The organism is Actinomadura alba (assembly GCF_014323705.1).
Classification (GTDB): domain Bacteria; phylum Actinomycetota; class Actinomycetes; order Streptosporangiales; family Streptosporangiaceae; genus Actinomadura_C; species Actinomadura_C alba.
The window spans coordinates 1-20,393 of sequence record NZ_JABVEC010000039.1 but is presented as its reverse complement, the minus strand read 5'-3'; the positions used below and the strand labels follow the sequence as shown (position 1 = coordinate 20,393).

General features: G+C 69.6%; 18 protein-coding genes. 11 read left to right on the top strand and 7 right to left on the bottom strand.

What is annotated here, in order from left to right:
- The first annotated feature begins 28 nt into the window (after positions 1 to 28).
- On the top strand, positions 29 to 538 hold the full coding sequence (locus HKK74_RS33040; RefSeq protein ID WP_187247332.1) for a GNAT family N-acetyltransferase: 510 nt from the start codon (positions 29 to 31) through the stop codon (positions 536 to 538).
- Between the two features lie 158 nt (positions 539 to 696).
- A complete protein-coding gene (gene glgX, locus HKK74_RS33035; protein ID WP_187247331.1) occupies positions 697 to 2,865 on the top strand; it encodes a glycogen debranching protein GlgX in 2,169 nt (722 codons plus the stop codon).
- A 96-nt stretch (positions 2,866 to 2,961) separates the two neighbouring features.
- Here the strand turns inward: glgX and HKK74_RS33030 are convergent, their stop codons facing one another.
- Entirely contained in the window at positions 2,962 to 3,375 is a 414-nt protein-coding gene (locus HKK74_RS33030) for a hypothetical protein (RefSeq protein WP_187247330.1), read from the bottom strand.
- Between the two features lie 153 nt (positions 3,376 to 3,528).
- On the opposite strand from HKK74_RS33030, the gene HKK74_RS33025 reads away from it, so the two are divergent.
- Positions 3,529 to 4,302 carry an SDR family NAD(P)-dependent oxidoreductase gene (locus tag HKK74_RS33025; RefSeq protein ID WP_187247329.1) on the top strand — a complete coding sequence of 258 codons (774 nt, stop codon included), beginning with the start codon at positions 3,529 to 3,531 and terminating at the stop codon, positions 4,300 to 4,302.
- 18 nt (positions 4,303 to 4,320) lie between these two features.
- On the opposite strand, the gene HKK74_RS33020 is transcribed toward HKK74_RS33025, so the two are convergent.
- Both HKK74_RS33020 and HKK74_RS33015 read right to left on the bottom strand, forming a co-directional pair.
- Positions 4,321 to 5,475 carry a tetratricopeptide repeat protein gene (locus HKK74_RS33020; protein ID WP_187247328.1) on the bottom strand — a complete coding sequence of 385 codons (1,155 nt, stop codon included), beginning with the start codon at positions 5,473 to 5,475 and terminating at the stop codon, positions 4,321 to 4,323.
- Between the two features lie 5 nt (positions 5,476 to 5,480).
- Positions 5,481 to 6,194, bottom strand: coding sequence for a dihydrofolate reductase family protein (locus tag HKK74_RS33015; protein ID WP_187247327.1), 714 nt, complete (start codon positions 6,192 to 6,194; stop codon positions 5,481 to 5,483).
- 184 nt (positions 6,195 to 6,378) lie between these two features.
- On the opposite strand from HKK74_RS33015, the gene HKK74_RS33010 reads away from it, so the two are divergent.
- A complete protein-coding gene (locus HKK74_RS33010; protein ID WP_187247326.1) occupies positions 6,379 to 7,458 on the top strand; it encodes an ATP-dependent DNA ligase in 1,080 nt (359 codons plus the stop codon).
- Between the two features lie 182 nt (positions 7,459 to 7,640).
- On the opposite strand, the gene HKK74_RS33005 is transcribed toward HKK74_RS33010, so the two are convergent.
- Positions 7,641 to 9,320 (bottom strand): alkaline phosphatase D family protein, encoded by a 1,680-nt coding sequence (locus HKK74_RS33005; RefSeq protein ID WP_187247325.1) that lies wholly within the window; start codon positions 9,318 to 9,320, stop codon positions 7,641 to 7,643.
- Between the two features lie 250 nt (positions 9,321 to 9,570).
- Here HKK74_RS33005 and HKK74_RS33000 point away from each other — a divergent pair, with 250 nt between their 5' ends.
- A complete protein-coding gene (locus tag HKK74_RS33000) occupies positions 9,571 to 11,022 on the top strand; it encodes an aldehyde dehydrogenase family protein (RefSeq protein ID WP_187247324.1) in 1,452 nt (483 codons plus the stop codon).
- Here HKK74_RS33000 and HKK74_RS32995 read toward each other — a convergent pair.
- Positions 11,019 to 11,375 carry a hypothetical protein gene (locus HKK74_RS32995; protein ID WP_187247323.1) on the bottom strand — a complete coding sequence of 119 codons (357 nt, stop codon included), beginning with the start codon at positions 11,373 to 11,375 and terminating at the stop codon, positions 11,019 to 11,021. The two genes, HKK74_RS33000 and HKK74_RS32995, sit on opposite strands and share 4 nt — an antisense overlap.
- A gap of 226 nt (positions 11,376 to 11,601) precedes the next feature.
- Between HKK74_RS32995 and HKK74_RS32990 the strand changes: the two genes are divergently transcribed.
- Together HKK74_RS32990 and chvE are read left to right on the top strand one after the other, a co-directional pair.
- Positions 11,602 to 11,937, top strand: coding sequence for a hypothetical protein (locus HKK74_RS32990; protein WP_187247322.1), 336 nt, complete (start codon positions 11,602 to 11,604; stop codon positions 11,935 to 11,937).
- A gap of 107 nt (positions 11,938 to 12,044) precedes the next feature.
- Complete coding sequence (gene chvE, locus HKK74_RS39410) at positions 12,045 to 14,111, top strand: multiple monosaccharide ABC transporter substrate-binding protein (protein WP_222723033.1); 2,067 nt, start codon at positions 12,045 to 12,047, stop codon at positions 14,109 to 14,111.
- A 30-nt stretch (positions 14,112 to 14,141) separates the two neighbouring features.
- Here the strand turns inward: chvE and HKK74_RS32975 are convergent, their stop codons facing one another.
- Positions 14,142 to 15,080 (bottom strand): DUF2332 domain-containing protein, encoded by a 939-nt coding sequence (locus HKK74_RS32975; RefSeq protein ID WP_187247321.1) that lies wholly within the window; start codon positions 15,078 to 15,080, stop codon positions 14,142 to 14,144.
- Between the two features lie 282 nt (positions 15,081 to 15,362).
- Positions 15,363 to 16,196 (bottom strand): class I SAM-dependent methyltransferase, encoded by an 834-nt coding sequence (locus HKK74_RS32970; protein ID WP_187247320.1) that lies wholly within the window; start codon positions 16,194 to 16,196, stop codon positions 15,363 to 15,365.
- A 93-nt stretch (positions 16,197 to 16,289) separates the two neighbouring features.
- On the opposite strand from HKK74_RS32970, the gene HKK74_RS32965 reads away from it, so the two are divergent.
- From HKK74_RS32965 to HKK74_RS32950, 4 genes are all read left to right on the top strand, one after another.
- Positions 16,290 to 16,976 carry a formylglycine-generating enzyme family protein gene (locus tag HKK74_RS32965; RefSeq protein ID WP_222723038.1) on the top strand — a complete coding sequence of 229 codons (687 nt, stop codon included), beginning with the start codon at positions 16,290 to 16,292 and terminating at the stop codon, positions 16,974 to 16,976.
- A 67-nt stretch (positions 16,977 to 17,043) separates the two neighbouring features.
- Entirely contained in the window at positions 17,044 to 17,859 is an 816-nt protein-coding gene (locus HKK74_RS32960; protein ID WP_187247318.1) for a glycoside hydrolase family 25 protein, read from the top strand.
- A 19-nt stretch (positions 17,860 to 17,878) separates the two neighbouring features.
- The gene (locus tag HKK74_RS32955) at positions 17,879 to 18,070 is read left to right on the top strand and encodes a hypothetical protein (RefSeq protein WP_187247317.1); all 192 of its coding nucleotides are present in this window, start codon (positions 17,879 to 17,881) and stop codon (positions 18,068 to 18,070) included.
- A 339-nt stretch (positions 18,071 to 18,409) separates the two neighbouring features.
- Complete coding sequence (locus tag HKK74_RS32950; RefSeq protein WP_246492217.1) at positions 18,410 to 20,347, top strand: Xaa-Pro dipeptidyl-peptidase; 1,938 nt, start codon at positions 18,410 to 18,412, stop codon at positions 20,345 to 20,347.
- Positions 20,348 to 20,393: the final 46 nt, after the last annotated feature.

Genomic DNA, 20,393 nt, shown 5'->3' with positions numbered 1-20,393 from the left:
GCTCCCGGGTCGGCGTAGGGTCGGGGACGTGTTCGGGCCGATCGCGGAGACCCTCGAGACCGAGCGGCTCACACTGGAACCGCTCGAGGTGGGCCACGCCGACGAGATGACCGAGGTGCTCGGCGATCCCGAGCTGCACGTCTTCATAGGCGGTGAGCCGGCCACCCTGGCGGAGTTGCGTGCCCGCTACCGGCGTCTCGTCGCGGGCCCGGCGCCGTACCACCAGGAGGGCTGGCTCAACTGGGTCGTGCGCAGGAAAGACGACCTGCTCGCCGTCGGCACCGTCCAGGCCACCGTGACGCCCGGCGCGGAGGGCCCGCAGGCGGCCATCGCCTGGGTGATCGGCGTGCCGTTCCAGGGACGCGGCTACGCCGGCGAGGCCGCCGCCGCGCTGACCGGCTGGCTGCGTGATCACTCGGTCGCGGGTCTCGTCGCCAACATCCACCCCGAGAACCTCGCGTCCGCCGGCGTCGCCCGGCGCATCGGCCTGCACCCCACCGATCAGTACGCCGACGACGAGGTCGTCTGGCGTGGCTGAGGCGGCCGGAGCGACACGGTGATCACGCTCCCTACGTGATGAAGTCTTATGAGGTCAACTGGCCACGTGGGTAGACTCTGGTGCTGCTCGCGAACGTCTGCGGGTACGGGAGTCAGCAAGGGGCCGTGACCCACCGCGGATTCGGACAGGGAGTGGCAATGCGCGAGGTCTGGCCCGGGCAGCCGTATCCCCTTGGCGCCACTTGGGACGGCACGGGCACCAATTTCGCGCTCTTCTCCGAGGTCGCCGAGCGCGTCGAGCTCTGCCTCTTCGACGACGACGGGAGCGAGGAGCGCTGTGAGCTCACCGAGACCGACGCGTTCGTCTGGCACGGCTATCTGCCGGGCGTCGGCCCCGGGCAACGATACGGCCATCGCGTCCACGGGCCGTACGACCCGGCCCGCGGAGACCGGTGCAATCCCGCGAAGCTGCTGCTCGACCCGTACAGCAAGGCCGTCGAGGGCGAGCTGCGCTGGCACGAGGCGCTGTTCTCCTACCGGTTCGACGCCCCGGAACCCTCCGACCCCCGTGCGCTGAACAGCGACGACAGCGCGCCGTACATGCCCAAGAACGTGGTGATCAACCCGTTCTTCGACTGGGGCGACGACCGGCCGCCGCGCACCCCGTACCACGAGACGCTGATCTACGAGGCGCACGTGCGGGGTCTCACCAAGCTGCACCCGGCCATCCCAGAGGAGCAGCGCGGCACCTACGCGGGGATCGCCCACCCCGCTCTGATCGAGCATCTGCTCGACCTCGGGGTCACGGCCGTCGAGCTCATGCCCGTGCACCAGTTCGTGCCCGAGCACGCGCTGGTCAAGCGCGGGCTCACCAACTACTGGGGCTACAACACCATCGGCTTCATGGCGCCGCACAACGCCTACAGCGCCTCGGGCCAGCGCGGCGAGCAGGTGCTGGAGTTCAAGGCGATGGTGCGGGCGCTGCACGAGGCGGGCATCGAGGTCATCCTCGACGTGGTCTACAACCACACCGCCGAGGGCGACCACCTCGGCCCCACTCTCTCGTTCCGCGGGATCGACAACGCCTCCTACTACCGGCTGCGCGACGACGACAAGCGCTTCCTGGTCGACTACACCGGCTGTGGCAACAGCCTCAACGCGCGGCACCCGCACTCACTGCAGATGATCATGGACTCGCTGCGCTACTGGGTACTGGAGATGCACGTCGACGGGTTCCGGTTCGACCTCGCGTCGGCGCTCGTCCGGGAGCTGCACGACGTGGACCGGCTCGCGGCCTTCTTCGATCTCGTGCAGCAGGACCCGGTGGTCTCCCAGGTCAAGCTGATCGCCGAGCCCTGGGACGTCGGCGAGGGCGGCTACCAGGTCGGCAACTTCCCGCCGCTGTGGACGGAGTGGAACGGCAAGTACCGCGACACGGTCCGGGACTTCTGGCGCGGGGAGTACTCCACGATGCCCGAGTTCGCGTCCCGGCTGACCGGCTCGTCCGACCTGTACGAGCACAGCGGCCGGCGGCCGGTCGCCTCGATCAACTTCGTGACCTGCCATGACGGGTTCCCGCTCACCGATCTGGTGTCCTACGACGAGAAGCACAACGAGGCCAACCTCGAGGACAATCTCGACGGCACCGACGACAACCGGTCCTGGAACTGCGGCGTCGAGGGCGACGCCGACGACCAGGCGGTGAACGACCTGCGCGCCAGGCAGAAGCGCAACTTCCTCGCCACGCTGTTCCTGTCGCAGGGCGTGCCGATGCTGCTCGCGGGCGACGAGGCCGGCCGTACCCAGCGGGGCAACAACAACGCCTACTGCCAGGACAACGAGATCTCGTGGGTCCACTGGGCCGAGCCCCGGCAGGACGCCGGCGACGCGCCGCCCTCGAACGGGTCGCACTCGCGCGACGCCGACGAGCTCGACTTCGTGCGCACGCTCTCGCGGCTGCGGCGCGAACATCCGGTCTTCCGGCGGCGGCGGTTCTTCGAAGGGCCGCAGCCGGGGCGCGACGGCGTGCGCGACATCGCTTGGCTGACGCCGGCCGGTGAGCACATGACCGACGAGGACTGGCACACCGGCTACGCCAAGTCGCTCGGGGTCTTCCTCAACGGAGACGCCATCACCGAGCCCGACCCGCGGGGGCAGCGGGTGCGCGACGACTCCTTCCTGCTCCTGATCAACGCGCACTCGGAGGACATCTCCTTCGCGCTGCCGGGCCCGGAGTTCGGTGAGCGCTGGGAGTTCGCGCTCGACACCGCCGATCCCGCGGGCCTGGACGAGCGGGAACCGGTGAAGGCCCGGAGCAGCGTCAGGGTTCCGAGCCGGTCCCTGCAGGTCCTGCTCCGCAGCGGCTGAACGGCTGAGTCGCTGAACGGCTGGGTCGCCGAACGGCTGAGTCGCTGAGCGGCCGGTCAGGGTCGGCGCACCGTGCTCACGGCCGGTGGGCGGCGCTCAGGGCCGGTGGACCGCGATGGCGGTGAGCAGCACCAGCACGAAGGTGGCGAAGGCGACCGCACCGTGCACGGCGATGGCGACGGAGGGGAACACCTGCTCCCGCCCGCGCGCGTGCCGGCCGCCGCGGTGCCCGACCAGCCACCGGGTGAACATGACGAACCCCATCAGGGCGACGATGACCAGCGTCACGAAGGCGCACCACGCGTAGACCTCGCAGGTCGTCGCCACGTAGAGGACCCACGCGATGAGCCCCACGGCCGCGATCAGCGGGTGTCCCACGACGAGCGCCGACGGGTAACGGGTCACTTTGATCGCCTGCCGCCGCAGCCCTCCGGTCTCAAGCCAGGACGACAGCAGGCGAAACCCCGCCACGGCGGCCAGAATCCATGCGACAAGTGCCGCAATCTCCACCCCTGGACTCCTTTCACCACCCTCATCCCCACCCTGCCGTCAGTCTCCCCCGAGAGCTGCCACAACATGCGCAATCCGTATGGATAGTGATACGGACTGTTACCGACCATGTCGCCGCTCGGTGCCTCATGAGCCGTACGGCATGCTTGGCCCATGGATCTCAGCGGCAGGTCGTACCTAGTGGCCGGTGGTGCCGGGGTCGTTGGCGAGTGCGTCACCCAGGCCCTCCTGGGGCGGGGCGCGACGGTCGTCGTACCGTCCCGGTCGCCGGAGCGACTCGACCGCCTCCGTTCACTGACCGAGACGCCGCACCTGCACACCCTGCTGGGCGACGTCGGCGATCCCGCAGGCGTCGAGGAGGTACGCGACCGCATCACCGCCGCGATCGGCCCGCTCGACGGGGTGGTCGCCTCTCTCGGCGCCTGGTGGGAGGGCACGCCGCTGACCGACGTGAGCCTGGAGACGTGGCAGCGGATCCTGCACGACAACCTCACCTCGCATTTCCTGGTGGGGCGTACGTTCCTGCCGCTGCTGAACGGGCGGCCGGACGGCGTCTACATTGCGCTGAGCGGCATCGCGGCCCTCCGGCCCATCCCGCTCTCCGGACCCATCTCGGTCACCGACGCGGCGCAGACCATGCTGATGCGCACCTTCGCCGCCGAACTCGGCGGGCCCGATGGCGTCAGCGGATCTGGCGGGCCCGCCGGCGCCGGCCTGACCGGCGCGCCGGCGGCACCGCCGCGGATCCATGAGGTGGCGATCCTCACCCCGGTGGTGACCCGCCACTGGGTCGAGGAAGACCCGATCGAACCGGGCTGGCTGTCGGGCGAGCAGGCCGGCTCGTACATCGCCGACGTCGCCGGGCCGGGGTTTCCGGCCGAGCCCTTTCAGCTGCGGCTCCCCGCGGACTGGGACATCTGGGCCTGATCCGCGCGGCGGGACGCCTCAGGTCCGGCGGCGGCGGAGGAGACCGGTGCGCCTCGGGCCGGCGCCCACCGGGCGGGCGCGCACCTTGACGACGGACCGGAGCACCACGAAGAACAGCAGGGTGCCGGCGAGAAGCAGCGCGATGCTGCCGAGGTGCTGCCAGAAACCCCCCGATTTGAACACCATGACCCCGGAGCCGAGCAGGAAACCGGCGAGGGCGACGAAGACGCCGAGTACCTCGACCACGTTGACGAGGCTCTCCGACACGATCTTCTGCGCCGACTCCGAGTAACGCGACAGGTCCTTCTTGACGTCGTCGAGATAGGACTCCGACTCGGCGCGCAGCCGGGCGCTGATCTCGTCCGAGGCCCGTTGGACCTGTTCGTCGAGCAGTTGCGTCGTCTTGATCATCTCGCGCTCGCGGACGTAGTCCTGGTGCACCAGGTTCATGCCGACCGGCAACAGGGCGATGGCGCGGTCGACCGACTGCAGCGCCTCGTCCAGCCGGCCGAGCCGCCGCAGCGCGAACGACCGCCAGTAGTACAGGTTGTAGCCGTCCTCACCGCGGCCGATCATCTCGTCACTCAGGGCCATGATCCGCTCAGCCTGGTCGGGCAGGTCCAGCCCGAACCACAGGGCGTGCAGGCAGGCGGTACGGCACGCGCTGTCGAAGTCCGGCAGGTCCACGGCGCGGTCCAGCAGCGGCCGCCCTCGATCGGACCGCCGCCCCAGCGCCGCGAGGGCGGCCAGGATCGCGATGTAGGCGTCGTCGCGGAAGTCCTGGAGCCCCTCGGCGCACCGGACGCCGAGCTGCTCGAACTTGAAGTCGTACCGGAGCCGCGCGACGTGCACGTAGGTGAGCACGCGCAGGGCCGTCGTGGGATGGGGATGGGCCGAGCAGCGGCGCCGGTCGTCGCTCGTGGGCACGCGCTGGCCGGTGTCGCGGGCCTGCCAGGCCAGGTTGGCGACGAGCCGCCGTACGACCTCGAGCGGCACCTCGGCGCGGGCGACGATCTCCGCCAGCTCGAAGATCCAGTCGAGGGATCCGCCAGCCTGGATCAGCGGCGAGATCGCGGTCTCGATCAGGGCGACCCGTCCGGCGAAGGACGGCTCGTTGCGGATGGCCTCGTCCAGGTGAGCCGTCTGCGGGGGAATCTCGGGCGTTGCGGGCACCCGGGTTACGTTAGGCCATACCGGAGGAAGAGCACGCCGTCGTCGAGATAGACCGCCGTGGGTTCGAGCTCTGCCGGTTCGATGAGGTCGCCGAGCAGGCGGGTGTGGCGGTCGCCGCCGCCCATGAGCGCGGGCGCGACGTTGAGGCAGAGCTCGTCGGCGAGGCCCGCCTCGATCAGGGAGGTGGCCAGCACCGGCCCGCCCTCGCACACCAGGTGCTCGAGACCGAGCCTGCGCAGCTCCCGTACGGCCTGGCCGAGGTCGACCTCGGCGTCTCCGGCGGCGAGCACGTGCGGGCGCACCGCGTCGGGCACCTCGCCGCTCTTCAGCGCCGCCGCCGAGGTCACCACGAGAGTCGGCGACTCGGCCGCGGTGAACAGCGGCAACGTCCAGTCCAGGGACAGCGAGCCGCTGACCACGACGATCGGGGCGGGCGGGCGGCCCCGGCGTTCCCGCAGCCCTGGGCGCAGCCGCGCCGGACCGATCTTGCCGGTACGGATCGTGGCGGCTCCGACGAGGATGCCGTCGGCGAGGGCCCGCAGGGTGCGGAACACCCGGAAGTCGGCCTCACCGCCGAGACCGTCGGTCCATCCCTCGCCGTCGGTCGCCGAGCCGTCGGCGCTCATCACCATGCCGATCCGCAGCCACGGCCCGGTGACGTCCCCGTACGCGTCGTACGGATCGATGTCGGTGGCCGGTTCCGGCAGCAGTCGCCGCATAGGCGCAGGCTATCCCGCCCGCCTCGGGCGGCTCGCCGCCGTGGGGCGTCGGTATGGGGTTGCCGCCGGTGTCGATCAAGGGCCGTGGTGCCCATGGATGCCCCGATCCTTGATCGACAAGCCTGGGTCACGGCGTTCGCCGGGGGGCGGCGACGTTGTCAGAGGTTCCTGCGAGGATGGGTGCATGGATCTGCCGATCAGTCTGCCGCTGTCGCCGATGCTGGCCAAGGCGGTCAAGACCCTCCCCGAGAGCGGTCCCGACGGCGATGTGCTGTACGAACCGAAGTGGGACGGCTTCCGCTGCGTGGTGTTCCGCGACGGCGACGAGGTCGAGCTCTCCAGCCGCGGCGAGCGGCCGCTGACCCGGTACTTTCCCGACCTCGTCGAGGCCGTCCGCCGCGAGCTGCCGGAGCGCTGCGTCGTCGACGGCGAGATCGTCATGCGGTCCGGGTCGGTGCTCGACTTCGACCTGCTGCAGCAGCGCATCCACCCGGCGGCGTCGCGCGTCAAGCTTCTCGCCGAGCAGATTCCGGCCTCGTTCGTGGCCTTCGACCTGCTCGCCATCGGTGACGAGTCGCTCATGGAGGTGCCGTTCCGCGAGCGCCGCGAACGGCTGGCCCGCGAACTCTCCTCCGCCGGGGCCCCGATCCACGTCACCCGGGTCACCGGCTCCTACACCGAGGCACGGCAGTGGTTCGACGAGTTCGAGGGGGCGGGGCTCGACGGGGTGATCGTCAAGCCGCTCGACGCGCCCTACCAGCCGGACAAGCGCGCCATGTTCAAGGTCAAGCACGAACGCACGGCCGACTGCGTCGTCGCCGGTTTCCGGTGGCACAAGTCCGGGCCGATCGTCGGTTCGCTGCTGCTCGGGCTCTACGCCGATGACGGCCGGCTGCAGCATGTCGGCGTGTCCGCGTCGTTCCCGATGAAACGGCGGGCCGAGCTGGTGAAGGAACTCGAGCCCTACCGCATGGAGGACCTCGCCGGCCATCCCTGGGCGGGATGGGCACAGCAGACCGATGCGACCACCGACCGGATGCCCGGCGCGGTGAGCCGCTGGACCGGCAAGAAGGACCTGTCCTGGGTGGCGCTGCGGCCCGAGCTCGTCGTCGAGGTCGCCTACGAGCACATGCAGGGCGACCGGTTCCGGCACACGGCCAGGTTCCGCCGCTGGCGCGAGGACCGCACTCCGCAATCGTGCACGTACGAGCAGCTCGAGGTACCGGTGGCCTACGACCTCGACGACATCCTCAGCGGCGCCTGAGCACGGCCGGACCACCGCGGGACCACCGCGGGACCACCGCGGGACCACCGCCGCGGCCGTCGTCGGCGAGCCGGCGGCCGTCGTCGGCAAGCTGTCGGACGGCCGCGGGACCACGTGTCTCGGGTCCGTGGTCCCGCGGCCGGTCACGCCCGCCCGCTGTCAGGGGCGGTGGTGCTGCCCGGTCAGGGGCGGTAGTTCTCCTGCTCGACGGTCTCCTTGATGATCTGCTCGTCCGACTTGGCCGCGAACGTCGCGACGGGCTGGTACGGCCGCAGGTAGGTCTGGTTCAGGCCGGGCACCTGGTCCTCGATGACGTAGGTGGCCTTGATGTAGGACTCGGCACCGGGCGTGGAGACCTGGGCGAGCACCTTGAAGTCGGCCTTCATCTCGTCGCGGTCGATCCGGGTCATCACGTACCCGCGCTGGTTGTTGTAGAACTTCAGGTGCGGGTTGATGCCGAGGAACGGGTGGCTGGCGGGGTCGGAGTCGGTTCCATTGCCGCCGGTGGTGATCGAGGACGCCACGAGCTCGGCGCCGACGGTCTTGGAGGTCGGGTCGTCGTAGTCGAGCTTCAGCTCGCTGGCCCAGTGCGCGTGCACGTCGCCGGTGAGCACGACGGGGTTGCGCACCCGGGCGTCCACCCAGCCCTTGGTGATCCGCTCGCGCGAGGCGACGTACCCGTCCCAGGAGTCCTGGCTGGTGATCTTGGCCGGGCCGGCGTTGTTGTCGCGCTGGGCGAAGAACACCTGCTGGCCGAGGACGTCCCAGCGGGCGCGGGACCGGCGGAACCCGTCGATCAGCCACCGCTCCTGCTCGTGGCCGGTGATCGAGCGGTTCGGGTCGATGGCCGCCGGGCAGTCGCGGTAGCCGTCCCCGCAGCCTTGGTCGTCGCGGAACTGCCGGGTGTCGAGCATGTGGAAGTTGGCCATCTTGCCCCACCGGATCCGCCGGTAGAGCTGCATGTCGATACCCCTCGGCACCGAGGTGCGGCGCAGCGGCATGTTCTCGTAGTAGGCCTGGAACGCCGCAGCGCGCCGCGCCAGGAAGTTCGGCTGCGGCACCTCCGGGCGCTCCGGCACCTCGTCGGCCCAGTTGTTGTCGACCTCGTGGTCGTCCCACACGACCGCCCACGGCGCGGCGGCGTGCGCGACCTGGAGGTCGACGTCGGCCTTGTACTGGCCGTGCCGCTGCCGGTAGTTGGCCAGCGTCTCGGTCTCGGGCCCGTCGTGGTGGCGGACGTTGCCGCCGGGGATGGTGTAGCCGCCCTTGGTGTACTCGTACTGGTAGTCGCCCAGGTGCAGGATCAGGTCGGGCTCCTCCTCCGCGAGCCGGCGGTAGGCGCTGAAGTAGCCGTGCTCGAACTGCGAGCAGGACACGAAGGCCATCGCCAGCGCGGACCCGTAGGAGTCCGGCTCGGGTGTCGTGCGGGTGCGACCGACCGGCGACACGTGGTTCTCGACGCGGAAGCGGTACCAGTAGTGGCGGTCCGGCGCCAGGTCGTCCAGCTCGACGTGCACACTGTGGGCCGAGGAGGGGCGGGCGGTCGCCGTGCCCCGGCGGACGACGCGGCGGAACCGCTCGTCGGTGGCCACCTCCCAGTGGACGGGGTACGTCCTGTCCGGCATGCCGCCGAGGCCGTCCTCGGCGACCGGGGCGAGCGCCAGCCGGGTCCACAGCACGAAGCCCTCGTGGTCGGGGTCGCCCGAGGCGACGCCCAGCGTGAAGGGGTCGGAGGGCAGCTTGGCACTGCGCGAGGCGGCGGCGGACGCGGAAGCGGCGGCGGGCCACGCCGCCACGGCGCCCACAGCCGCGCCGGTGACGAGGAAGGAACGACGGTTCACACTGAAACGGCCATCTGACATAAAGGGCACCTCTCGCGGCGATCCAGACATTGGCTCGCTCGCAGCCTCACGAAGATCCATAACACGGCGGTTCCGGTCAGATGACGACCCGCCCAACAGCTCCCGTCGTACGGGCGACGCCCGCGCCGTGGGGCTTCCTGCACTCGAGCGGAGATCGGACCGATCTCCGGAGAGGCTCGCCTTCCACTCCTACATCGAGCAAGCGTACGCTTGGTAGCGATGTCCGGCGGGCCACGGCGAGAGGACGGCGATGGGCGAGCTGCAGGAGTTCTCGAACCTGATCGGCGGCGAGTTCCGGCCCGCCGCCGGTGGCGAGACGCTCGACTCGGTCAATCCCGCGACCGGCGCCGTCTGGGCGCGCGTCCCGCGGAGCACCGCCGAGGACGCCGACGCCGCCGTCACGGCCGCCCGCGCGGCGTTCCCGGCGTGGTCGGCCATGCCCGCCGCCGGGCGCGCGCACTTCCTGCGCAAGGTGGCCGAGGTGTTCGTGGCCAACGCCGAGGAACTGGCCACGATCGAGACCCGCGACAACGGCCGCATCATCACCGAGACCGCCAAGCGGGACGTGCCCGGCATGTCCTATCTCTGGCACATGGCCGCCGCTGAGTGCGGCACCGCTGTCGAGGGCAAGACAGTGATCCTCGGCCCGGGCGGCATGGGCTTCACGCGCCGCGTCCCGTACGGCGTGGTGGTGGGCATCATCCCGTGGAACTCCCCCATCTCGACCTTCTCGGCCAAGGCGGCGTTCGCCCTGGCCGCGGGCAACACTGTGGTCATCAAGCCGGCCGAACAGGCGTCGGTGTCGACGCTGCGGCTCGGCGAGCTGCTGCGCGAGGTCCTGCCCCCCGGCGTGCTCAACATCGTGTCCGGGCTGGGCAAGGAGACGGGAGACGCTCTCGTCCGCCATCCGGGCGTGGACCGGATCAGCCTCACCGGCTCGACCGAGACCGCCCGGGTCGTGACCCGCGCCAGCACGGACGCCCTCAAGCCGCTGGCGTTCGAGCTGGGCGGCAAGTCGCCCAACATCGTGTTCGCCGACGCCGATCTCGACGCGGCGGCCAAGGGCGTCTCGACGGAGAGCGTGTTCACCGCCAACGCCGGCCAGGTGTGCGTCGCCGGCTCGCGCATCCTCGTCCAGCGAGAGGTCCTCGACGAGCTGATCGGGCGGGTGACCGCCATCGCCGCGCGGATCCGCCTCGGTGAACCGCTCGACCCCGCGACCACGATGGGCCCGATCGTGTCCAGGGAGCAGTACGAGCGCGTCACGTCCTATCTGGAGATCGCGGCCAAGGAGCGCGCGGAGCTGGTGTTCGGCGGCCGGTTCGGGCCGGAACTCGTGGACGAGCCGTACGCGGGAGGCTACTGGGTGGAGCCGACGCTTTACAGCACCACCGACAACTCCCTGCGTGTCTGCCAGGAGGAGATCTTCGGGCCGGTCGCGGTGGTCCTCCCCTTCGACACCGAGGAGGAGGCCGTCGCGATCGCCAACGATTCGTCGTACGGCCTGGCCGCCGGAGTGTGGACCCGCGACCTCGGCCGCGCCCAGCGGATGTTCCGCGACCTCCAGGCCGGGACGATCTGGGTGAACACTTACCGCAAGATGCCGCCCGGCCTGCCCTTCGAGGGGATGAAGGACAGCGGCTACGGCCACGACTCCGTACTCGCCAACACTCGCGAGAAGTCCTGCATCGTGAAGATCTAGCCTCGCGCGCGCTCTACAGTGGCGTACGCCGTGTCGTCGTCGTGCTCCCACGGTCCGGTACGGCGCCACCCATTCGCCGCGAGCAGGTCATCCGCGGCACTCTCGATGCCGTCGCTGCCGCCATCCGCGCGCACAGTGGTCTCCAAGGTCTCTATGACGACGGTGGACTCGGGTATCTCCTCCTCGTCGCGGCCGTCGGCGATCTCCTGCGCAGTCGCGGTGACGTCGGCCACCGCGACTGCGAGGATGCCGGCGGTGATAACGACCGCGGCGACGTAGTCGCTGGCCTCGGGGTCATAGCGCGGGAGCCAGTTCGGGAGCTCATCAGGGAACTCAAACTGATCACCGATCATGGAGGAACCCGTCCGGGCCGCCGGAGCCTGCGCTCCGCCCCCACTGCCGGGCGGTCACGTAGCACATGACCGCATGGTGCCACAGATCGCGGTTATCGACAGGTGACGCCGAGGCCTGTTCCGCGAGGGGTCGCGGCGGTGCGGGAGGTCACCGAGATCCCACCGGTCCGTGCGCTCATCCACGCCATCGCGAGCCGATCCGCGGTGAACGCGAAAGGATGGACGCATGAACGACGACCTCACCCCCGAACGCCTGGGCACGCTCGTGCAAGTCTTCGTCCAGATCTTCACCGCGACGCCGGAGGATCTCCCGATCGTGGAGCGCGCCCGGATCACCATGCTTCGCCTTCCGGATGAAGCCGCGCAGGAGATCGGTCACCTGGCCGCTGAGATCGCCGAAGTCGCGGCGACCCGGCCCCGCGAGGAACAAGCGTCTGACCCTGCGCCCCCGGCGAGGCCGAACGCTGCGCCCTCGCACGGGCAGAAGGCGAACGGCCCGGCCGCAACGACCGGGCTGCCACATCAAAGCCCGGAACGGGCCACGTCCAAGGTGGCCGATTAGCTGCCCTTTCGACTGCCCGCGTAAGGCGAGACAGCCGTCTCGGCAAGTGGAGATCTACTTCTGTCGTGCAGCCATCGCCGCGGATGGCTTGCGGTTAGGGTCGGGGCGTGGACGATCATGTGCTGGCGGGCCGGTACCGGTTGACCTCGCTGCTGGGCCGGGGTGGGATGGGGGCCGTCTGGCGTGCTCACGACGAGCATCTTGGCCGGGAGGTGGCGGTCAAGGAACTGCGCCTGCCCGAGCATCTGACCGCCGACGAGCGGCGGACCTTGATCGCGCGGTTGGACCGGGAGGCGCGTGCCGCCGCCGGGCTGAAGCATCCGGGCATCGTCACCGTGCACGACCGGGTCACCGGTGACGACGGCCGCCCCTGGATCGTCATGGAACTGGTGCGCGGGCGTTCCCTGGAGGAGCTGCTGAGAGCGGAGGGGCCGCTGCCGCCGGTGCAGGTCGCGCGAATCGGCTTGCGGATGCTGGCCGCCGTGCGCGCGGCGCACCAAGCGGGCATCACGCACCGGGACATCAAACCGGCCAACGTGCTGCTGGAGGACGAGCGCGTCGTCTTGACCGACTTCGGGATCGCGGCGGTCGACGGCGATACGACCCTGACCATGTCGGGTGCGGTCATCGGTACTCCCGCCTTCATGTCGCCCGAGCAGGTGCGTGGCCTGGGGGCTACCGCCGCCTCCGACCTGTGGTCGCTCGGTGCGACGCTCTACGCGGCGGTGGAGGGCCGTCGTCCGTTCGAAGGCGCGAGCACCGGAGCGGTCTTCGTCGCCATCACGACCGAAGATCCCGCTCCCGCCGAACGGGCGGGACCCCTTGAGCCCACGATCATGGCGCTGCTGCAACGCGACCCGGACCGGCGCCCGACCACCGACCAACTCCACGCCCAGCTCACCCGGCTCGTGCACACACCCGCCCCGCCGACCGCTCCAGACCCGTCCCCGGCCGCTCCGGACCCGGTGCCGACGGCTCTGGACCCGGTGCCGGCCGCTCCGGACCCGGTGCCGACCGCTCTGGACCCGTCCCCGGCCCGGCCGCCGTCACCGCGGCGCAGACGACCCGTCCTCATCGCAACCGCCGCCGCGGCGGTGCTCGCCCTCACCGCGGCCGTGGTGGTGTCGGCGTTCATGTCGCGGAAGGCCTCGCCGGACGCCGGCGCGGGCAAGGGCGCGCTGGTCGGCGTGACCATGCCGGGGAACTCCTCCGAGCGTTGGATCCACGACGGCGAGAACGTCAAGAGCTCGCTGGAGAAGCTTGGCTACAAGGTCGACCTCCAGTACTCCGAGAACGACAACGCCACCCAGATCGAGAACCAGATCACCAAGGGTGCCAAGCTGCTGATCGTCACCGCGATCGACGGCGCCGCGCTCACCACCCAGCTCCAGCGGGCGGCCGACAAGCACATCCCGGTCATCGCCTACGACCGGCTGATCCACAAGTCGCCGAACGTGGACTACTACGCCACCTTCGACAACTACAAGGTCGGCGTCATGCAGGCCACCTCGCTGCTGGTCGGTCTCGGCCTGAAGAAGGAAGACGGCTCCGACGGCACCGCCAAGGGCCCGTTCAGCATCGAGATCTTCGCGGGGTCGCCGGACGACGACAACGCCACGGTCTTCTACAACGGCGCGATGGACACGCTGAAGCCGTACCTGACGAAGGGCACCCTGGTCGTCAAGAGCGGTCAGACCGACTTCATGACCGCCGCCATCCGGCGCTGGGACCCGGCGACCGCGCAGAATCGCATGGAAGACCTGATCACTCAGAACTACACCCGCGGCCCCAAGGTCCAGGGCGTGCTCTCGCCCTACGACGGTCTGTCGATCGGCATCCTGTCCGCCCTCAAGAGCGCCGGCTACGGCACCGCCGGCCGGCCGTACCCGGTCGTCACCGGCCAGGACGCCGAGGTCGCCTCGGTGAAGTCGATCATCAAGGGTGAGCAGTTCGCCACCATCCACAAGGACACCCGCCGGCTCGCCGCGGTCACCGTGAGGATGGCCGACACGCTGCTCAAGGGCGGCAAGCCCGAGGTGAACAACACCACCGACTACAACAACGGGGTCAAGGTCGTCCCGGCCCACCTGCTGAACCCGGTAGTGATCTACAAGAACAACTACCAGAAGGACCTCATCGACACCGGTTTCTACACCGCCGCGGAGCTGCAGTAGCGGATCACGGGCGGGACCTGCCCGAAACGGTTATGCGAACCAGATGATCGTCTGCCCGTGCGACCGGGTCCAGGCGAGCGGCATCCCGTCCAGCGCGAGCACGTTGTGCAGCGCCTCGCTCGGCGGCTTCGGCAGCGTGTCGTAGGGCAGCACGTCCGGTGCCTCGTTCGCGATCCAGTGCCCAGGAAGCCTGCGTACCACCTCAGCGAACGCCTCCCGCCGCGGCGCCGGCACCTGGTACATCACGGAGTTGTGGAACACCACCAGCGTCGCGTCGGCCGGCGCCTGCGTGGCCAGCGCCGGCAGGTCGTCCACCAGGTCGCCGCGTACGAGTAGCGGTGGCTCGGCCGCGGCGACGGCCGCCGCGGCCCGCAGCCGGGCGCGGCGGTGTGTGTGCTCCGGCCAGATGAGGGCGTCGAGCCACGCGACGTCCGCGGAGTCGGTCACCTCGAGCGGGTTCAGATCCAGACCGGCCCGCCACACCACATCGGGTATGCCGGACGGCGGCGCCACTCCGGTCGCCACGCACTCAAGGACCGGTTCGCCGGAGCCGACCACGTGATCGCCGTAGCGGTAGGCGTACCGGTCGGGGTAAAGGCACAGCCCGGCGGACGCGCCGACCTCCAGCAGTGCGAGCGGCTGGGGCAGCGCGGCGAACACCGGCAGCAGTACGGCACACCGCCCGACCTCGTTCGTCTGCGTGGTCCGGGTGCGTATCTCCGTCTCGATCGCCGCCCAGTTCGCCACCGCGTAGTCGTGGAACGCGGCCGGTTCCTCGACCGGGCCGCCGAGGAACCGTACGACGCCGAATAACAGGTTCGGCTGCCGCTTGATCGGCGGGAGCGTGTCGAGCCGTGCGAGCACCTCCTCGTCGCGGGAGACCGCGAGCGACAGGCGTTCGTATGCGGGCGACACGCCGTGCGCCTCCCTGGCGGCGAACTCGGCGTATTTCGCAGCGGTCGCCGCCATATAGAGCCTCCCTGGCTGAGGCGCGGCGTCCTCGTGACGGCCAACATCAACTCTAGACACAGCACACTCCACCCATATGCGCTCCGCGCCGGAGCCCGGACCGGAGCGAGCGGCCCCCGCAGCGGCGATGTCGCTCAGCGAGCCGATGGGGAAGGCTTCCGGGTCCTTGAGTTCGTCAGCGCTCAGGCATCGACCTCGCCCTCACCTTCCTGGTCAGCAAACGCACAGAGAAGTCGTGTTTGAAGCTGGGACACTCTCACCGGAAAGCGGGTAGTGACAGCTTCAGGGACGCCAGACCACGACGGCGATCTCTCGCGTCCGCTCGGAGAACCGGCCGTTGTCTGACGTCTGCATCAACAGGCGACGCAGGTCCGTCTCGAACGTCGGCAGGTCAGCAGCGAACAGGTGTGGCGTCGAGCTGGAGAGCGAGAACACCACCGAGACGATGTCGTCGACTCCGCGGTCCACGATCTGATTACCGCTGACCTCGATCCGGCTCGGGCCGGTGAAGCCGGCCTGTCTCATGATCTCCTCTTCGCCGGCGCGGGTCCCGGTGGGCAACAGGCTTCGACCCGCGCGGCGAACCGGTCCCAGGTATCTGGCGACCAGCTCGTCGATGCGGTCCCACGGGGGACGCGGGTGCGGCAGCGGATCAACACCCGGCATGCCTCGATGCGTGGTCGCGTGGACATGGACCCATGCACCACTTGGGTCGAGCATGTCGCGGAGCCGACGGGCTACGAGGGCCTGATCCATCCAGTGGAACGACTGGGCGAACGTAACTACCCGGAAGCCGCCGAGGTCAGCGGGCAGGTCCTCGGCACGCAGTTGCCGCCACCGGACGTTCGTCGCGTTGGTCTCGCTGGCACGACGGGAGGCCTGAATGATCATGTCGCGGTCCGCGTCGACGCCGACCGCCGTCTCGAACATGGGCGCAAGCAGGAGACTCAATGACCCAGGACCACAGCCGACGTCCAGCAGCCGACCGCGGCCGTCGAGGCTGAGCTCCTTGCGGATGGCGTCGGCAAGGCTGGGCGGGTAGGGCATTCGACCGACGGCGTAATGTGGAGCGCTGTCCGCATACAGCGTTTCATCCCACTCCCAGTCCTTGGCCATCAGGGGATGGTACTGCCGCTGTCGGATGCGTCGGCGCAGCACGGGGGGCGCCGGTAAGATCGTCGGCTCATGGACGCGAGCGCGGGGAATGAGATGGTCGCCGTCCCGGCGGGGCGGGTGACGCTCTCGGACCGGCGAACGTGGCGCAGCTGGCCGGTCGAGCTTGCGGCGTACCGGCTCGCGGCGGTCCCGGTCACGCAGGCGCTGTACGCACAGGTCACCGGCCGGCGGCCGAGCACTGCGCGAGGCGACCGGTTGCCCGTCGAGGGCGTCTCGTGGACGGACGCGGTCCGGTTCTGCAACGCCCTGTCCGAGAGCGAGGGGCTGGCGCCCACGTACCGCCTCCACGCCGACACCGGAGATGACGCCGGGGACGTCGAGTGGGACGCGTCCGCTGACGGATACCGGCTGCCGACCGAGGCCGAGTGGGAGCACGCATGCCGCGCCGGTACGGTCGGTCCGCGGTACGGGGAGCTCGACGAGATCGCCTGGCACCGCGGCAACTCGCACGAGCGGACGCACGACGTCGGCGGCAAGCGGCCCAACGCGTGGGGCCTGTACGACATGCTCGGCAACGTCTGGGAGTGGTGCTGGGACGTCTACGACGCCGAGGTCTACGGCACTTACCGGGTGCTGCGCGGCGGCGGGTGGTTCGACGAGCGGTGGAGCTGCCGGGCCTCGGTACGGCGCCGCAGCCACCCGACCCTTCGGATCGACGACGTGGGATTCCGCGTCGCGCGTTCCCCGCTCCCGGACCGCCGGCCGCATCCTCCGTTGTGAGGGTGCGCGCCGCCCGGCCGCCGGTAGAGTCTGGGGCGACCCGACGGCGCCGGTGAAAGGGGAGGCGATGCCCATCTTCGGCGTGGACGTTGCGTCCTATCAGGGAGAACCGGATTGGCGGAAGGTCCATGGCGCCGGGATCCGGTTCGCCTTCTCCAAGGTCACCGAATCCACGAACTACACGAATCCGACGTGGTCCCACAACAGGGCGGGAATGCTCGCCCTCGGCGATTTCCTGCCGGGCGCCTACCATTTCCTGCACGGCGGGAACGGCGCGGCACAGGCCAGGTACTTCCTGTCCAAGGCCGGGGACGTCGGCCGGGTCGCCGTCGCCCTGGACGTGGAGGCGTCCGGCGCGAACGCCGCCACCGCCCGTGACTGGGTGGCCGAGTTCAAGGAGCGCACCGGCGGGCACCCGGTGATCGGCTATTACCCGCGCTGGTTCTGGGAGCAGACCGGGCGGCCCGACCTGTCGTTCTTCGACAGCGTCTGGCAGTCGCACTACGTGACCGGCGGCGGATCCCCGAGTTCTCTGTACGGCAAGGTCCCGGCGGCCTGGTGGGCGACGTTCGGCGGCGAGCCGATCTCGGTGCTGCAGTACTCCAGCTCCGCCACCGTTCCGGGGATCACGGGCCGCTGCGACGTCAACGCCTACCGGGGGACACTCGACCAGCTGAAGGCGCTCGCGCTCGGCGACGACCTGTCGGCCAAGGACGTGTGGGAGTACGAGATCGACACCGGCGACGGCGAGAAATGGCGCGCGGAGTCGATCCTGGGGCACCTGGAGAAGGCCCAGGACGAGACCAACGCGATGCTCAGGGAGGCACTCGAACGGCTCGGCGGCCTCGATGCCCGGCTGACCGCACTGGAGGCGAAGGACTGATTCCCGCCGACAACGCACCATGACATCGATCGAGGACCTTGCGGAGCGGGAGTGTGTCCACCGGGAGCCCGGCTTCGACAACCTCTGGTACGGAGCCGTGCCGAACTCTGACAACGTCGCGGGCCAGGTGGTCATCTGCTCGTACTGGATCGAGGAGGCCAAGCGCACATTGCGCTGCGATAGCTTCGCCACCCTGAACCAACCCCTCTGATCACCCAAGGCATAACAGCGATCAGGGCTGAACGGACGCGGCCGGATTCCGCTCCGCAACGACCTGATCTGGGGCGACGGGTTCCGAAACGACATTCTGCCGTCCTGACGAACTGGCCCGAGCCGACGCACTGCGCGTTACGGCGCGCACTCCCGGCATTACGAAACGCTCCGCCGCCGGCGGTGGCCGCGTGGCCGATGAGCGCCTCCGGCATGGCTCCGCGTGATCTTGGCAAAGTCTGCCGTTTACCATGGCCGCCCAATCGCGATAGGCAGTGCCTCGGTCAGGGCGATCGTCAAAGGTCGCCTTGGCGATCAAACCCGATCCTGGAGGTATGCGTTGCCGGGTATCCGGAGACCCCGAAAACGAGCGCTCGCGCTCGCCGTCCCGCTGTTGCTGGGCGCCAGCCTGGCCACCGGCGGGGTCGCGTCCGCGCAGGCCAAGCCGAAGATCAAGGTCGCGAACGGTGTGACCCAGCCGGTCTTCTCCTATGCCGACGCCATTCGCGAGTACGTCTACGTCGAGTCGACCATCGACACCGACCTGGACGGCAAGAAGGATCGCGTGCGGGTGGACATCATCAGGCCGAAGGAGTCCGACCAGGGACTCAAGGTCCCAGTGATCATTGATGAGAGTCCGTACTACGACAACTCCGGACGAGGCAACGAGGCGGAGCGCAAGGTCTACGACGCTGACGGCGGACCGGCCAAGTTCCCGCTCTTCTACGACAACTACTTCGTGCCGCGCGGCTACGCCGTGCTCAACGTGGACATGATCGGCACGAACAAGTCCGACGGCTGCAACGACACCGGCGGCCGCGCCGACGTCCTGGGCGGCAAGGCGGTGATCGACTGGCTGAACGGGCGCGCCAAGGCGTACGGATCCGACGGCAGCCCGGTCAAGGCCACCTGGACCACCGGCAAGGCGGCCATGATCGGCAAGTCGTACGACGGCACGCTCGCCAACGGCGTCGCGGCGACCGGGGTCAAGGGTCTGGAGACCATCGTCCCGATCTCCGCGATCAGCTCGTGGTACCGCTACCAGCGGATGAACGGCGTCACGTACAACAACAACAACTACCAGACCTGGCTCGCGCAGTACGTCGACACCGAAGAGGACGCGAAGTGCGCCGCGACGCACGAGCGGATGAACGCCGAGGACGGCGACGAGACGGGCAACTTCAACCCGTACTGGAAAGAGCGCGACTACATCGACGGCACGCTCGCCGATGTCAGCAGGGTCCGCGCCAGCGTCTTCGCCGTGCACACGGTCAACGACCTCAACGTCAAGCCCGACCACTTCTCCACGTGGTGGAAGGCGCTCGCCGAGGAGGGTGTGCCGCGCAAGGTCTGGATCGGGCAGTACGAGCACGTCGACCCGTTCGACTTCCGCCGCGAAGAGTGGGTCAGCACGCTGCACCGCTGGTTCGACCAGTGGCTGTACAGCATCCAGAACGGGATCATGAATGAGCCGCGGGCGGACGTACAGCTCGGCCCGGACAACTGGATCACGCAGTCGGACTGGCCCGCGCGCAATGCCATCGGCCTGCCCCTGCGGCCGCAGGCGGACGGTGGCCTCGACCTCACCCGTGGTTCCGGCACCGCGACCTTCACCGACGCCCGGGTGAGCGAGAACGCGCTGGTCGCCGACCCGACCGTCGCCAACCCGAACCGGCTCGCCTATGTCAGCCAGCCGCTGCCGGCCGATGTGCGGTTGTCCGGCACGCCGACCGCCGACCTGCGGGTGAAGCTCGACAAGCCGACCTCCAACCTCACCGCGCTGGTGGTCGACTACGGCGAGGACACCCGGGTCGACTGGCGTACCAGGCTGGGCATCACCACGCTCACCGAGGAGAGCTGTCACGGTGAGAGCACCGCGGCGGACGACGCCTGCTACAAGAAGACCGTCACGAACACGGCGAACCGTCCCCTCGAGATCGTCGCCCGTGGATGGATCGACGCGCAGAACCGCTCGTCGCTCAGCCACCCGACGCCGCTCGAGCCGGGTAAGTACGCCCAGGTGCGCTGGCAGACCCTTCCCCAGGAGTACGTCTTCAAGGAGGGCCACCGGCTGGGGCTGATCATCGCCGGCACGGACGCCAGCTACAACGCCGACGCCGCGACGGGCGCCGCCGTCACGGTGGACCTGGCCGCCAGCAAGATCACCATCCCGGTGGTCGTCGGTGGCGGAACGTTCGAGTTCGGGCGGCAGACCAAGAGCAAGTGGCAGGGCCCGGGCAAGGTCGACCTGCCCAAGCCGGTCAGCAAGCTCCAGTGACGGCCGTCTGACCTCGGTCCCCCGGCCGTGATCATGCACTTGCGCA